The organism is Streptomyces mauvecolor (genome assembly GCF_039532965.1).
Taxonomy (GTDB): domain Bacteria; phylum Actinomycetota; class Actinomycetes; order Streptomycetales; family Streptomycetaceae; genus Streptomyces; species Streptomyces violascens.
Window position 1 is genome coordinate 382514 of record NZ_BAAASQ010000008.1, and the last position, 14178, is coordinate 396691.

Sequence of the window (14178 nt, forward strand, 5' to 3'; positions counted from 1 at the left end):
TGTCACGGTACGTGTCCGGGGGCGTAGGCTCGGTGCTACTGCCAGAAGGGGACCGCTGTGGCGGAGACGAGGGGCCGGGGCGGAGTTCCGCGCCGGATGCTCTTTGAGCGCGACGAAGAACTGCTGCTGTTCGACAGCATGTTGAACGACCTGTGCGGCCGTGCCGGAGAGGGGAGCGCGCCCAACGGCGGACTGCTCGCCATCGCCGGATCGGCAGGCCTGGGCAAGACCACGCTGGTGGCCGAGGTGCGCCGCAAAGCCACCGCCCGCGGCTGCACACTGCTGGCCGCCCGAGGCAGCGAGCAGGAAGAAGGCGTGGCCTTCCACGTCGTACGCCAGCTCGTGCAGCCGGTGCTCGCCGCATCCAGCGAGGCCGAGCACCGCAAAATACTGGGGAGTTGGTACGACATCGTCGCGCCCGCGGTCGGTCTGGTCGCGGGACAGAGCGGGGTCGCACCCGATCCGCAGGGTGTCCGCGACGGCCTCGACTGGCTCGTCACCCGCTTCGCCGTCCAGTACGCACCCGTCGTACTCGTCGTGGACGACGCGCACTGGGCGGACGAGGAGACGCTCGCCTGGCTGAGCTCGTTCGCGCTGCGCGCCTCCGACCTCCCGCTCCTGATCGTCGTCGCCTACCGGCCCGAGGAACTTCCGCGCCACGCCGCCGAGTTCCAACGGCTCGCCATGCGGCACGGCTCACGTCCGCTCGACCTCGCGCCGTTCAGCGCGGCCGCCGTCGGCGACCTCGTGCGCGACGTGCTCGGCGAGGGCGGCGACGAACTGTTCGCGCGCGAATGCTGGGCACTGACCGCGGGCAACCCCTACGAAGCCGTCGAACTCGTCGCGAGGATCCGCGACCGCGGCATCAAACCGCAGTACGTGAACGCCATGGAACTGCGCGAGCTGGCCTCCGCCGTACGCGGCAGCGGCCTCATCGAGCGCCTCGAACGGCTCGGCCCCTCCGCGGTGCGGCTCACCTGGGCCGTCGCCGTGCTCGGCACCGACGCCGACCGCGACATGGCGGCCGGGGTGGCGGGACTCGGCGCCGAGGAGATGGCCGACGCCGTCGACAAGCTGCGCGAGGCCCGCATCCTCGCCGCCCCGCAGGACGGCGGCTCCTGCGGGCTCGACTTCTTCCACCCGCTCGTCGGCACCGCCGTCTACCGGGCGATCCCGGCGGCCATGCGCGTCGCGATGCACGGGCAGGCCGCCTTCGCCGTCAGCGAGGCCGGACTCGGCCCGACGTCCGCGGCCCGGCACATCCTGGAGATGCACCCCGAGAACGACCGGTGGGCGGTGCGCCAGCTGCGCTCCGCCGCCCGCGACTACCTGCGGGCGGGCGCACCGGACGCCGCGAGGCGCTGCCTGGCCCGCGCCCTGCGCGAACCGCCCGCCCTGGAAGACCGCGCCGACGAACTGTTCAACCAGGGCATCGCCGACTGCGAACGCAAGGGCTGGCGCGGCGCCCACCTGTCCTTCGGACTGACGCTGCTCGGCTACATCAAGTTCCACCGCGGCCGCCTCGCCGAGGCCGAGGACCTGGTGCACAGCGGACTGCGGATCGCCGACCGGGTCGGCCAGCAGATCCCCGCCCAGTGGTTCGCGCTCGGCATCCTCATCGAGATCCTGCTCGCCCGCGGCCGCGTCCAGGAGGCCCAGGAACTCTCCGACACCTACAACTACGGCCAGGTCGTCCCTGGCGCCGTCGTCTACCCCGACTCCGAGACCGTCTACAGCGAGCTCCTGATCGCCCGAGGGCTGCGTACCGACGCCGAGGAACGGCTGCGGGCGGTCGGCCGCAGGCTCGAACCGCGCGGCATGCGCAACCCCATGTGGTGCCCGTGGCGGCCGCTCCTCGCCCAGACGATCGCCCACACCGATCCCGGTGAGGCCGCCGACATCGCACAGGAGGCGGTGGACAGCGCCCGCCGCTTCGGCACGCCGGGCGCCATCGGCCGCGCCCTGCACGCGGCCGCCAAGGTGGCCTCCGGCGCCGACAGCCTGGCCCTGATGGCCGAGGCCGTCCGCCAGCTCGAACGGTCCCCGGCCGCGTACGAGCTCGCCCAGGCCCTGGTCGACCACGGCGCGATGCTCAGCCGCGCCGGGCTGCCCCAGGACGCCGCCGACCTGCTCATGCGCGGCCTGGAGAGCGCCGCCCTCTGCGGCGCCGACGCCCTCGCGGCGCGGGCCCGCGAGGAGCTCGCGGCCTCCGGGCTCCGCCCGCTCCAGCTGCGCACCGTCGACTCCGACTCGCTCACCTCGCAGGAGAAGGCGGTGGCCGAGCGGGCCGCGCAGGGCTGGGAGAACAAGCGGATCGCGGAGGAGCTGAGCATCAAGGAGCGCACGGTGGAGCTCCTGCTGTCCGGCGCCTTCCGCAAGCTCGGCACCGACCGCAGCGGTCTGGCCGGGCTGCTGCCCCACCAGACCCGAGGCTCCGGCATCCGAGGAGTGCCACCCGGCCGCTGAGGAGGCCACCCCCGGACGGCCCCGGCCCCCGAGCCACCCGCTGGCAGGGGAGCCGGGGCCGCGCCGTGCGGCGGCCGGTGCGGACGCCCTGCCCGCACCGGCCCGCCGACCCGCCCAGGCCCCCGGGCCCGGCTCCGCCGGACCGCCCGGGGCACGTACCATTGACGGCATGTCCTTCCTCCGCCGCCGCAGCGCCGCCACTCCCGCGGGCCCGGACTTCGATGTCCTGGCCATGGACCCGGGAGACTGGCCCGGCAACCTGGGCGCCGGTCTGCTGCCCGCGCCCGACGGCAGCTGCCAGGGTGTCTTCCTGCGCTACGACCTGTTCGGCGGGCGCGGCCCCGCGATGATCATCGGCAATCTGCCGGAGGGCTCCCCGGCCCGCGAGATGGCCGAGGGCCAGGTCCCCTTCGAGGTGGCCCAGCTGCTCGTGGCGCTGGAGAACGACGAGCCGATCGAGGTCGTCGGCACCGAGGACATGCCGGTGATGCAGGGCGACAACCTCCTCATCGTGCGCCGCCTCAAGCTCTCCGAATCCCGTATCTCCTGCGTGCAGTTCGACCGCAGCGACAACGTCCTCGTCACGATCGCCAGCTGGGACCGGCCGATCACCGACGACCTGTACGCCCTCCTGAAGCCGCTGCCCGCGGAGCTCTTCCAGCAGAGCTGAGCGACACACCCCCGGCGTTCCGCCCCACAGCCCGGCACCTTCCTCCACGGTGCCGGGCTGCCGCGTGTCCCCGGCCGTGAACCGGCCCTGCCTCACCGCCCGTTGACACCAGCAGGTCAAACGCCCTGCCAGAGGTCTGGGCCACTGATACAAGTCAGGCCTTCCGAGAGGTACTTGACGCGCCGTCATCCCGGGTCACACAGTGTCCCGCGCGCATCCACGCGCCGCACGGCGAGAGAGCCCACGCACCTCCCGGCAAGAAGGGTTGTCCATGACGTCCAAGCAGAGGATCAGACTCGCGCTCGCGACCGCGACGGCCGGCGCCCTGGGCCTCGTCCTGGCCCCCGCCTCCCCGGCGAGCGCGGCCTCGGCCGGCACCGAATGCCCCCGCGTCCTGAAGTGCGACTGGGTTCCGGCGGCCTACCAGCAGACCGGCGCCCCGGCCGACAAGGAGGACTACGGCAACTACGACCTCTCCGACCGGCCGGGCACCAACAAGATCAAGTACATCGTCCTGCACGACACCGAGGAAACCTTCGCCACCACCCTGAAGATCTTCCAGGACCCGACGCGAGCCGCCTCCGCCCACTACGTCGTGCGCTCGAACGACGGCCACGTCACCCAGATGGTGAAGACCAAGGACGTCGCCTGGCAGGCCGGCAACTGGTACATCAACTCCGAGTCCATCGGCATCGAGCAGGAGGGCTACGCCACCGAGGGCGCCACCTGGTTCACCCCCGAGATGTACCGCTCGACGGCGGCTCTGGTGCGCTACCTCGCCGCCAAGTACGACATCCCGCTCGACCGGCAGCACATCCTCGGCCATGACAACGTGCCGCCCACCACCCAGTCCGGCACCGCCGCCATGCACTGGGACCCGGGCCCGTACTGGGACTGGAACCACTTCATGACCCTGCTCGGCAGACCCACCGAGCCCACCGGCCGCCCGGGCAGCCAACTGGTCACCATCAACCCGGAGTTCAAGAGGAACCTCCAGGCTGTCCGCGACTGCGAGAAGAACATCGACCTGCCCGTCCAGCCCTCCAGCGCGGTCCCGCTGCGCACCGAACCCTCCACCACCGCACCGCTGTTCGCCGACCCGGGCCTGCACCCGCCCGGCCGGCCCGGCACCAACTGCGCGGGCGACTGGGGCAGCAAGATCAGCGCCACTCAGCAGGCCGTGGTCGCCGACCGCAAACCCGGGTGGACCGCGATCTGGTGGTACGGCCAGAAGGCCTGGTTCCAGAGCCCCGAGCACACCCGCACCACCACCCCGACCGCCGGCTACGTCGTACGCCCCAAGCCGGGCCTGACCGATGTGCCGGTCTACGGAACCGCCTACCCGGTGGCCGGCGACTACCCGGCGGACTTCACGGCGCCGCGCGTGAGCAGCCCGCTCGGCTACACCATCAAGGCCGGCCAGTCCTACCCCGGAGGCGAGCCCACACCCGCCGGCTACTACTACGCCCCCACCATCGACTCGTCGTACCCCTACGACCACACGTACTTCCCCGGCAGCGCCCGCTTCGTGACGGTGCAGATCGGCCACCGGATCGCCTTCGTGAAGGCCTCGGACGTCGACGTCGTCCGGGTGCGCTGACGCACGACAGCGCGCTGCGCGCCCAGTGTGTCGGCACTGGACGCGCAGCACGCTTCCCCCTCTGCCCGGCGGTCAGCGCGTGCCGACCGCCGCCCGCACGGCCCGCCGCGCCAGCGCGCAGTCGTCGTGCAGCCTGCGGAGCAGCAGTCGCTGCTGCTCCCCGGCGGACAGCGAACCCGGCGGGGGGCTCTGTGCCGGGCCGGCCGGTGCCGCGTCCCGCATCGTGCGCTGCACCGCCGTCTCGTACGTCCTGATCTCGCGGGTCAGTACGAGCATCAGGTTCACCAGGAACGCGTCCCGTGAGGCGGGGCCCGCCGCCTGTGCCGCCTGGCTGATCCGCCGCCGCTCCATCGGGGCGTCGCCGAGAACCGCCCACAGCGTTGCCAGGTCGTACCCGGGCAGATACCAGCCCGCGTGCTCCCAGTCGACCAGGACCGGGCCCGCCGGTGACAGCAGGATGTTGGAGAGCAGCGCGTCACCGTGCGAGAACTGCCAGTCCACCCGGCCCGAAAGCGCCAGACCGTGCACCAGTTTCTGAAGGTCACTCAGATCCCGGTCGGTGAACAGGCCGAGCTCGTGGTAGCGGGCGATCCTCGGCGCGTAGTCCAAGGGCCTGCCGAACATCTCGGCGGGAGGCCGCCAGGCGTTGATGCGCCCGATCGCGCCGAGGGCGGCCCTGACATCGGCACGCGGCGGAGCCTCGACCGGGTGTCGCTGCAGGGCCGCCGCCCGGCCCGGCATCCGCTCGATCACCAGGGTGCAGTTGTCGGGGTCGGCGGCGATCAGCCGCGGGACCCGCACCGGTGGGCGGTGCCGGACGAAGGCGCGATACGCAGCTATTTCGTGCCGGAACCGCTCGGCCCACGCGGGCGAGTGGTCCAGTAAACACTTGGCGACGGCCGTCGTGCGTCCTGTCGTGCCGACGATCAGCACCGAGCGTCCGCTGTGCCTCATCACCTGTACCGGATTGAACTCCGGGCAGATGCGCTGCACCGAGGAGATCGCGATGCGCAGCTGGGCGCCCTGGGGGCCGGACAAGTCGATTCTCCCGCTGAGCGGCTGCGTGCCGACCCCGGTCCGGCGCGGCATCCGGCCCGCACCGTAGGCCGACCCGGCGTGGGTGGGATCGAGGTACGGTCCGCCACCCGCCCCCAGAGGACGGTGCGGCCGGGGCGGCGCGGACACGGAGGACGATGCTGTGTACATGGGGTGACAGATCCCTTCGTGTGCCGACAAGTTGCGTGCGCTACCCGTCCCGGTGGCCGAGCCGCACCCTGGGGAATGGGGTCCGGCCCCCGGGTCGGGGTGGCGCTCTCTTACCTGACACCCGGCCGCGGGTGGCACACCATCTGGCGTGCCCTGGCGAACCATGGCGAATACTCGCGCCGCATCTGACAGGGGGATTACTGTCAACTCAGCCGAGAACCTGGGGGCTTGACGTGAGCGGACAACCCAACACCCGCCTGAACGACCTGTTCGGCCTCGCCGGCTGGTCCAAGGGTGAACTCGCGAGAATGGTGAACCGGCAGGCGGCGGCCATGGGCCACCCCCAACTGGCCACCGACACCTCCCGGGTGCGGCGTTGGATCGACATGGGGGAGACCCCGCGCGATCCGGTGCCCAGGGTGCTGGCGGCGCTGTTCACCGAGCGGCTCGGCCGTGTCGTGACCATCGAGGACCTCGGGTTCGACCGGCACGGGCGCGCTGGAAAGCGGAACGACGTCAGGAACACGAAGAATCCGGACGGCCTTCCGTGGGCGCCCGAACGGACGGCAGCGGTCCTCACCGAATTCACGGGAATGGACCTCATGCTCAACCGACGCGGTCTGGTGGGCGCGGGCGCCGCGCTCGCCACCGGCTCCGTACTCAGCAGCGCCATGCACGACTGGCTGCACACCGACCCCGTACTCTCGGCCGACGCCCCCCGCCTCGACGACCCTCTGCACGCCGATCCCGCCGGGTTCGACCGCTACGAGGCAGCCCCCATCGGATCGCAGGAGATCGACGCCCTGGAGCGTTCGGTCGAAGTGTTCCGGGCCTGGGACGCCTCCCGCGGCGGCGGGCTCCAGCGCAAAGCGGTGGTGGGCCAGCTCAACGAGGTGGGCGGCATGCTCGCCTACCGCCACCCCGACCATCTCCAGCGGCGCCTGTGGGGCGTCGCCGCCAACCTGGCCGTCCTCGCGGGCTGGATGTCCCACGACATCGGCCTCGAACCGACCGCGCAGAAGTACTTCGTCATCGCCGCGCACGCGGCCCGCGAGGGCGGCGACCGCCCGCGCGCCGGCGAGGCCCTCTCGCGGGCCGCCCGCCAGATGGTCCACCTGGGCCGTCCCGGCGAGGCCCTCGACCTCATGAAGCTCGCCAAGTCCGGTTCGGGCGAGGAGACCCTGCCGCGCACCAAGGCGATGCTGCACACCATCGAGGCGTGGGCCCAGGCGTCCATGGGGCGCGGCCAGGCGATGCGCCGCACCCTCGGCGAGGCGGAGGACCTCTTCGTCTCCGACAAGGGCGATGTGCCGCCGCCCAGTTGGATGCAGATGTTCGACGAGGCGGATCTGCACGGCATGGAGGCCCTGGCCTTCCGTACGCTCGCCGAGCACGATCCGGCGGCGGCCACCATCGCGCAGCACCATGCCAAGCAGGCACTGGAGTTGCGGGTCGGCGGCCGTCAGCGCTCGAAGATCTTCGACTACATCTCCCTGGCCTCGGCCTGCTTCATCGCCGACGACCCCGAACAGGCGGACCGGTATGCCCGCCTGGCCCTGGTGTCCATGGGGGAGACCTCCTCGCACCGCACCTGGGACCGGCTGCGCGAGATGTACCGGCTCACCGGCCAGTACGCGAGCTACGCCAAGATCCAGGACCTGCGGGAGGAGATCGAGCTGGCGCTGCCCCAGGCGCCGGTCAAGCGGAACCGGATCGCGGACATCTAGAAGGGGGTTGTACGCCGGACACGTACAACCCCCGGGCCCCCCTCGGGCCGTTTCTCCGCCGCCTGTGCGTCAGGACCCGATGCGGGCCACCAGCACACAGGCGTCGTCCTCGCGCTCGTGCTCGCCGAACTCCTCGACGATCATCCGCACGCAGTCCTGGGCTGTGCGGCCGCCGTCGAAGAGCGGGGCGAGTTCGAGCAGCCGGAGCGGCTGTGAGGCCTCGGAGGCGCTCCGCCGGGTCAGCCCGTCGGTACCGAGGACGAGCAGGTCGCCCGCCTGGAGCGTCACCTCTGCCTGGCCGTAGGACGCCCCGTGGGTGGCGCCGAGCAGGACCCCCTCCGGTGCGCTCAGCGCCCGTCCCGTCCCGTCGCGGAACAGCAGCGGGGCGGGGTGGCCGGCCTGGGACCAGGTGAGCCTGCGCCCGGCGGGTTCGTAACGGCAGCAGACCGCGCTGCCCAGGGCGGGCTGCACGGTCGTCTCCAGAAGCTGGTTGAGGTGGCCCATCAGGGGGCCGGGGCCGATGCCCGCGACGGCCATTCCGCGCAGTGCGCCGAGCAGCATCGCCATGGCGCCGGTCGCCGTCACCCCGTGACCCGTGAGGTCGCCGACGGTCAGTAAAGAGGTGCCGTCGGGGAGTTCGAGCGCGTCGTACCAGTCGCCGCCGATGAGGGCGCTGGAGGAGGACGGCAGATAGTGCGCCGCGATGTCGAGCGCCCCGGGGCCGCCCTGCGGGAGCCGCAGAGAGCCGCGCCACGGGGGCAGTACGGCTTCCTGCAGCTCGACCGCGAGCCGGTGCTCGGTCTGGGCGATGTGGCGTTGGCGCTGCAGACAGTCGCGGCTGTCCCGCACGGCTCGCTGACTGCGCCGCAGCTCGCTCACGTCGCGCAGGACGGCCCACATCGAGGCGGTGCAGCCGTCGGCGTCGAGCACAGGCTCGCCCATCATGTGGAGCGTGCGGACCCGGCCGTCGGTCCGTACGATCCGGAACTCCCCGTCGATCGGGCGGCCGTCCACCAGGGCGCCCGTCACCATCGAGGTGAGCAGGGCCTGGTCGTCGGCGAACACCATGGTGGGCAGTTCGTCGAGGGACATGCCGCCGCTCTCGGGGGGGCGGCCGAAGATCTGGAAGAGCTCCTCGGACCAGCTCACCGCGTCGGTCAGCAGGTTCCATTCGGCGCTGCCGACCCGGCTGAGCAGGGTGCCGGAGCCCGGATCGTCGCTGAACACGCTCTCGACGGCGAGGGCCGCCGCGTCCTCCTCCTCGGCGCTCAGGCCCTCGCGCAACTGGTCCAAGTGCGAGCCCAGGTCGTCGAGTTGATGGACCGCCAGATCGCACAGGGCGCGCTGCCAGCGGCCCTGCGGGTCGTCGTCGTCCACGAGCGCGTCGCGGCGCACCGCATCCACGCCCCCGCGCAGCCGACGGGTCTGCGTGATCAGTGCGTCGACCGTGCCCCGCTCGGGCGGTTGTGGCGCGGGACGGTCCGCGAACAGATGGGACGGCATGACGTTCTCCGATGCGGCCGCGGTAGAGCCTGGTCTGATGAAGTGGACCGGTAACGACTGTTGCACAGGGAGCGATGCCCCGTAAGGGATTTGGCAACACTCGATACGGTGGTGCTTTTGGCATATGCCAAAGGCGAGCGGTTTCGCCTGTCGTGAGCGGGGGTTACCGCGGGGCATATGCGGGTGGGGTGATCGGCCGGCCTGCTTGCGCATCGGCCGGACGGTGCACGAGCGGCGGCCGGGCGCCCCCCTGTCCAGCCCGCCAACTAGGCCTGAGTGGAAGCCGATTGACGTGGCCGGAACGCGAACGCCGCCGCGCAGAGCACGGCTCCGGCCGCGCCCGCGGCGCAGGGCGAGCACCAGTCGACCAGGGACGTGGTGGCCGCCCCCGCCACGACGGCCGCCAGGCGTCCCGCCACCCAGTGGTCGGCGTCCCGTGCCTCCCGCCTCGCGAGCCGCCCCGCGAGCCCGGTGAACGTACCGGTGAAGTACGTGGTCGGGGTGCCCCACGCCCGTGCCTGCACCCCCATCGCCAGGGCCGCCGCGAACAGCAGCACCAGCTGCGAGCCGAGCGTGCGCCCGAGCCCCAGCGCCCAGCCGGCCGCCGCCAGCGCCAGCAGTACGGTCTGGGCCGCGAGCAGCAGCCGGGGCGCGAGGCGGCCGGCCGCGAGGGCGGCCCCGGCCGAGCCGAGGGCGTACCCGAGCAGCGCGGTCAGGGCGCGGGGAACCGCCTCGCGGTCCCCGGCGCCCACCGATGCGCCGACCAGGACGAGGTTGCCGGTCATGACCCCCGCGAACACTTTCCCCAGACAGAGGAACGCGAACGCGTCGGTGGCTCCGGAAGCCGCAGAAAGGACCAGGAGGAACTTTTCGTCGGACCGGGCGGCAGAAGTTGTCGTGATCGCGGAACTCATCAGCGCATTCTCGTCTCCTTAGCAGGACGGAGGCGGCAGGAACCCGGACCCACGTGGCAAGTCCACGACAAGAGTCCACTACGGTCCCTGTGAGTACACCGGCCCGCGCGCGTCGCGGGCCTCACGGGAGGAAGAGCATGAAGATCGACTGGGACCGGCGCACCTGTGCGCGCCGCGGCCATGTGACGTACGCGCCGCAGGAGGACGTGCTGCGCGAGCGGTTGCGGGCCGACACCGGTCTCGGCGAGGCCTGGCGCTGTCTGCGCTGCGGCGACTTCGCCCTGGGCGCGCCGCACGGTTCCGGTCCGGCCGACGAGGCGCCGCTGGTGCCGCGCGGCAAGGTTCTGCGCGATCTGTTCATCCTGCGCTTCCTGGCCGTCGAGCGGGCCGTGCGCGGCGTGTTCATCGTCCTGGTGGCGCTCGCGGTGTGGAAGTTCAGCAACAGCCAGGACTCGGTGCGCCGGTTCTTCGACGAGTACCTCGACGTGTTCCGGCCGGTCTTCCGCCACTTCCACTACGACCTCGACCACTCGCCGGTCGTCGGCACCATCCAGAAGACCTTCGACTACAAGCACTCCACCCTGGTGATCGTCGCGGTGGCGCTGCTCGTGTACGCGCTGATCGAGATCGTCGAGGGCGTCGGCCTGTGGCGGGCCAAGCGGTGGGCCGAGTACCTCACCGTCGTCGCCACGGCGATGTTCCTGCCCCTGGAGATCTACGAACTCACCGAGAAGATCAGCTGGGTGAAGATCGCCACCCTGACGATCAACATCCTCGCGGTCCTCTACATCCTGCTCGCCAAGCGCCTGTTCGGCCTGCGGGGCGGGCTCGCCGCGTTCGAGGCGGAGCGCCACAGCGCCTCGCTCATCGAGGTCGAGGCGACGGCGGGCGTCGCGGCGCACAGCTGAGGCGTACCGATCTCGCATCCGGTGCAGATACAGCCGGTACAGATACAGACAGCGTGCGGCGGGTCCGCCGCACCGAGCTTCCCTGGGGGATGACCACCATGAACGAACCACACTCCACGACCGCTTCGAGGACCGGCCGGGGCCCGCTGCGCCGCGCCGCCGTGCTGCTCGCCCTGCTGCTCGGCACCGCCCTGGTGGCGGGACCGGTTACGGCCGAGGCCGCGCCCCGGACCGCGGTCGTGGCCACGACGGCCCACCAGGCCACCTCCGCACAGGACGTGGCGCAGTCGGCCCAGGCGGCGGGGCAGGCGGGCCGTCACACCGTCGCGGCGAAGTCGAGCGTCCTCGCGTCGAAGAAGTCCAAGACCAAGTCCAAGAAAAAGAAGAGCGGCTTCTTCAAGAAGCTCGGGATCTTCCTGCTGATCCTGGTGATCCTCTTCATCGCGTTCGTCGTGTTCGTGATCTGGTTCATCGTGAGCCGGCTGCGCAGGCGCCGCGACCGGCACTGAACGCTCAGTCGCCGGGTCGCCGCTGACGCATCCGCTGCCCGACCGTTCCGCCGTCGGTCTCCCACCAGGGCCGTACGAGCTCGGTGTCCTCCGGCCGTCCCTCCACCGGGGCGGCCGGAGCCAGTTCCGCGTCCAGGCGGCGGTCGAGCACCACGCGCTGGGCGCGGTCGGCGCGCGACCACTGCACCAGGATCGCCAGCAGGAACGGCAGCGACACCAGCTCGGCGATCGTGATCATCGCGCCGCCGCCGATCTGCTGGTCGCGGTGGACGTCGGGCGCCCAGGCGGGTGCGTGGTGGAGGTACCAGGCACCCGCGATCAGGGTGCTGTGGGTCATCACCACAATGCCGGGCACGGCATCGATCAGGCCGTCCACAAAGACGAGCGCGGCCCGCACCGGGTGGCTGCACCAGGCGGGCAGCGCCTCCTCGCGGGTGAGCACCGGCAGCACGAACAGGCTCCCGGCGAGCAGCAGCTGGAGGTACATGAGCTCGTGCAGCGGGCCGTGGCGCAGCGCGGTCTCGAAGTACGGCGTGAAGTAGATGCACAGCTCGGAGGCGAGCACCAGGACGGTGCTGACCAGCGGGAACGTGAGGAACCGGACCAGGCGCCCGGTCATCGCGGCCTTCAGGCGCCCTGCCCCGCGCTCGGGCAGCGCGAGCACTCCGAGCCGCAGCGGGTCGCCGAGCGCCAGGCCCAGCGGCGCGATCAGGTCGAGCAGGACGTTCTGCACGGCGGCCGGCCAGAACAGCTCGGTGTCGTACACCGCGAGCGCCGACATCGTGGCGACGGCCAGGCTGCCGAGACCCAGGAACGCGAAGGCCAGGACGCGGGGCAGCGGCCAGCGCTCGCCCCGGCGGCGCAGCCGCAGCACGCCCCAGCCGTACAGGCCGCCCAGGACGACGATCAGCAGGAGCGCCGCCGCGTCCGGCTCCCACACCGACAGCAGCCGCCCCGTCGTCAGTTCGGGCAGGCCGCCCGTCGCCCCGCTCAGCGTCATACCGGACATCCGGCTCGGTCTCCTCACCGGCCCGTGACGTACGACGGGCCGCCAACACGCTAGCCCCGCAGCCCGAGGGCCCTCGCACCGGCCCCCGCGCTTGCTCGGCCGAAGGTATGGATTCGGCCGAAGAACATGTAGACGTCATAGGTGCCCGAGGCATGTAGTGGAGATCGGCAAGACGGAACCCTTCGCTTGCGAGGTCTACATGACAGGCAGCAACACCAGCGTCAACACGGACCACACCGCCACCGACACCGGCAGCGTCGCCTTCCCGCAGGACCGCAGCTGCCCCTATCACCCGCCCACCGCATATCAGCCGCTGCGCGACGAGCGCCCGCTCGCCCGCGTCCAGCTCTACGACGGCCGCACCGTGTGGATGGTCACCGGGCTCGCCGAGGCGCGCGCCCTGCTCGCCGACCCGCGGCTCTCCTCCAACCGGGAGAACCTGGCCTTCCCGTCGCCGACGGCCCGCTTCGCCGGGGTCAGCAGGCGCCGCACGGCACTGCTCGGAATCGACGACCCCGAGCACGCGACGCAGCGCCGGATGCTCATCCCCAGCTTCACCCTCAAGCGCACCGCCTCGCTGCGGCCGCAGATCCAGCGGACCGTGGACGAACTGCTCGACCGCATGATCGAGCAGGGGCCGCCCGCCGACCTGGTCAGCGCCTTCGCGCTGCCCGTGCCGTCGATGGTCATCTGTGCGCTGCTCGGCGTCCCCTACGAGGACCACGACTTCTTCGAGGACCAGTCCCGCAAGCTCCTGCGCGGGCCGGAGACCGCCGACGTCGAGGCGGCCCGCGACGCGCTGGAGGACTACTTCGTCCGGCTCATCGACCGCAAACAGAAGGAACGCGGCGACGGACTGCTCGACGAACTCATCGAGCGGCGCCTGAACGAAGGGACCCTCGACCACCAGGAACTGGTCGATTTCGCCACCATCCTGCTGGTAGCGGGCCATGAGACCACCGCCAACATGATCTCCCTCGGCACGTTCACGCTCCTCCAGCACCCGGACCAGCTGGCCGAGCTGCGCTCCGAGGCGGCGCTCATGCCGGCCGCGGTGGAGGAACTCCTGCGCTATCTGTCGATCGCCGACGGGATGCTCAGGGTGGCCCTCGACGACATCGAGATCGACGGCCGGACCATCCGGGCCGACGACGGCGTCGTCTTCTCGACGTCGATCATCAACCGGGACAACGCCAGCTACGAGGCCCCGGACCAGTTGGACTGGCACCGCACCAACCGCCACCACGTCGCGTTCGGCTTCGGCATCCACCAGTGCCTCGGCCAGAACCTGGCGCGGGCGGAGATGGAGATCGCGCTGCGCTCCCTCTTCGACCGGCTGCCGGGGCTGCGCCTGGCGGTGCCCGCCGACGAGATCCCGTTCAAGCCGGGCGACACCCTCCAGGGAATGGTCGAACTGCCCGTTGCCTGGTAGCGCGGCAGAAACCGACGGAAAGGAGCCGCACATGCGGATCGGTATCGACAAGGACGTCTGTATCGGCGCGGGGCAGTGCGCGCTGACCGCCCCGAGCGTCTTCACCCAGGACGACGACGGGTTCAGCGCGCTGCTGCCCGGCCGCGAGGACGGCGGTGGCGACCCCCTGGTCCGCGAAGCCGCCCGGGCCTGCCCGGTGCAGGCCATCACCCTTCACGACTAGCCTTCACGACT

12 protein-coding genes are annotated in these 14178 nt (G+C 71.5%); 8 read left to right on the forward strand and 4 right to left on the reverse strand.

The window, feature by feature from the left end:
- Positions 1 to 96 precede the first annotated feature (96 nt).
- The 3 genes from ABD346_RS09635 to ABD346_RS09645 all read left to right on the forward strand — a co-directional run bounded on the left by ABD346_RS09635 (position 97) and on the right by ABD346_RS09645 (position 4736).
- On the forward strand, positions 97 to 2466 hold the full coding sequence (locus ABD346_RS09635) for an ATP-binding protein (RefSeq protein ID WP_381228916.1): 2370 nt from the start codon (positions 97 to 99) through the stop codon (positions 2464 to 2466).
- A 169-nt stretch (positions 2467 to 2635) separates the two neighbouring features.
- Positions 2636 to 3136 carry a hypothetical protein gene (locus ABD346_RS09640; RefSeq protein WP_100573614.1) on the forward strand — a complete coding sequence of 167 codons (501 nt, stop codon included), beginning with the start codon at positions 2636 to 2638 and terminating at the stop codon, positions 3134 to 3136.
- A 271-nt stretch (positions 3137 to 3407) separates the two neighbouring features.
- Positions 3408 to 4736, forward strand: a complete 1329-nt coding sequence (locus ABD346_RS09645; protein WP_344373797.1) for an N-acetylmuramoyl-L-alanine amidase — start codon at positions 3408 to 3410, stop codon at positions 4734 to 4736.
- A gap of 72 nt (positions 4737 to 4808) precedes the next feature.
- Here ABD346_RS09645 and ABD346_RS09650 read toward each other — a convergent pair whose 3' ends face one another.
- Positions 4809 to 5942 (reverse strand): aminoglycoside phosphotransferase family protein, encoded by a 1134-nt coding sequence (locus ABD346_RS09650; protein WP_344373798.1) that lies wholly within the window; start codon positions 5940 to 5942, stop codon positions 4809 to 4811.
- Between the two features lie 233 nt (positions 5943 to 6175).
- On the opposite strand from ABD346_RS09650, the gene ABD346_RS09655 reads away from it, so the two are divergent.
- Entirely contained in the window at positions 6176 to 7669 is a 1494-nt protein-coding gene (locus ABD346_RS09655) for a DNA-binding protein NsdB (RefSeq protein ID WP_344373800.1), read from the forward strand.
- A gap of 69 nt (positions 7670 to 7738) precedes the next feature.
- Here ABD346_RS09655 and ABD346_RS09660 read toward each other — a convergent pair whose 3' ends face one another.
- Both ABD346_RS09660 and ABD346_RS09665 read right to left on the reverse strand, forming a co-directional pair.
- Complete coding sequence (locus ABD346_RS09660) at positions 7739 to 9172, reverse strand: PP2C family protein-serine/threonine phosphatase (RefSeq protein ID WP_344373802.1); 1434 nt, start codon at positions 9170 to 9172, stop codon at positions 7739 to 7741.
- 266 nt (positions 9173 to 9438) lie between these two features.
- The gene (locus ABD346_RS09665) at positions 9439 to 10086 is read right to left on the reverse strand and encodes a YoaK family protein (RefSeq protein WP_344373804.1); all 648 of its coding nucleotides are present in this window, start codon (positions 10084 to 10086) and stop codon (positions 9439 to 9441) included.
- 137 nt (positions 10087 to 10223) lie between these two features.
- Here ABD346_RS09665 and ABD346_RS09670 point away from each other — a divergent pair, with 137 nt between their 5' ends.
- Positions 10224 to 10994, forward strand: a complete 771-nt coding sequence (locus ABD346_RS09670; RefSeq protein WP_344373806.1) for a DUF2127 domain-containing protein — start codon at positions 10224 to 10226, stop codon at positions 10992 to 10994.
- Between the two features lie 98 nt (positions 10995 to 11092).
- Entirely contained in the window at positions 11093 to 11503 is a 411-nt protein-coding gene (locus ABD346_RS09675; RefSeq protein ID WP_344373808.1) for a hypothetical protein, read from the forward strand.
- Between the two features lie 4 nt (positions 11504 to 11507).
- On the opposite strand, the gene ABD346_RS09680 is transcribed toward ABD346_RS09675, so the two are convergent.
- Entirely contained in the window at positions 11508 to 12512 is a 1005-nt protein-coding gene (locus tag ABD346_RS09680) for a cytochrome c oxidase assembly protein (RefSeq protein WP_381228526.1), read from the reverse strand.
- Positions 12513 to 12711: 199 nt separating this feature from the next.
- Between ABD346_RS09680 and ABD346_RS09685 the strand changes: the two genes are divergently transcribed.
- The gene (locus ABD346_RS09685; protein WP_344373810.1) at positions 12712 to 13944 is read left to right on the forward strand and encodes a cytochrome P450; all 1233 of its coding nucleotides are present in this window, start codon (positions 12712 to 12714) and stop codon (positions 13942 to 13944) included.
- 31 nt (positions 13945 to 13975) lie between these two features.
- Positions 13976 to 14167, forward strand: a complete 192-nt coding sequence (locus tag ABD346_RS09690; protein WP_189960356.1) for a ferredoxin — start codon at positions 13976 to 13978, stop codon at positions 14165 to 14167.
- The last annotated feature ends 11 nt before the right edge of the window (positions 14168 to 14178 follow it).

Bases quoted from the DNA above. Each gene is read 5' to 3' on its own strand.
- ABD346_RS09670 (WP_344373806.1), top strand. From the start codon at position 10,224: ATGAAGATCGACTGGGACCGGCGCACCTGTGCGCGCCGCGGCCATGTG.
- ABD346_RS09635 (WP_381228916.1), top strand. From the start codon at position 97: ATGCTCTTTGAGCGCGACGAAGAACTGCTGCTGTTCGACAGCATGTTG.
- ABD346_RS09680 (WP_381228526.1), bottom strand. From the start codon at position 12,512: ATGTCCGGTATGACGCTGAGCGGGGCGACGGGCGGCCTGCCCGAACTG.
- ABD346_RS09640 (WP_100573614.1), top strand. From the start codon at position 2,636: ATGTCCTTCCTCCGCCGCCGCAGCGCCGCCACTCCCGCGGGCCCGGAC.
- ABD346_RS09690 (WP_189960356.1), top strand. From the start codon at position 13,976: ATGCGGATCGGTATCGACAAGGACGTCTGTATCGGCGCGGGGCAGTGC.
- ABD346_RS09660 (WP_344373802.1), bottom strand. From the start codon at position 9,172: ATGCCGTCCCATCTGTTCGCGGACCGTCCCGCGCCACAACCGCCCGAG.
- ABD346_RS09665 (WP_344373804.1), bottom strand. From the start codon at position 10,086: ATGAGTTCCGCGATCACGACAACTTCTGCCGCCCGGTCCGACGAAAAG.
- ABD346_RS09675 (WP_344373808.1), top strand. From the start codon at position 11,093: ATGAACGAACCACACTCCACGACCGCTTCGAGGACCGGCCGGGGCCCG.
- ABD346_RS09650 (WP_344373798.1), bottom strand. From the start codon at position 5,942: ATGTACACAGCATCGTCCTCCGTGTCCGCGCCGCCCCGGCCGCACCGT.
- ABD346_RS09685 (WP_344373810.1), top strand. From the start codon at position 12,712: ATGACAGGCAGCAACACCAGCGTCAACACGGACCACACCGCCACCGAC.
- ABD346_RS09645 (WP_344373797.1), top strand. From the start codon at position 3,408: ATGACGTCCAAGCAGAGGATCAGACTCGCGCTCGCGACCGCGACGGCC.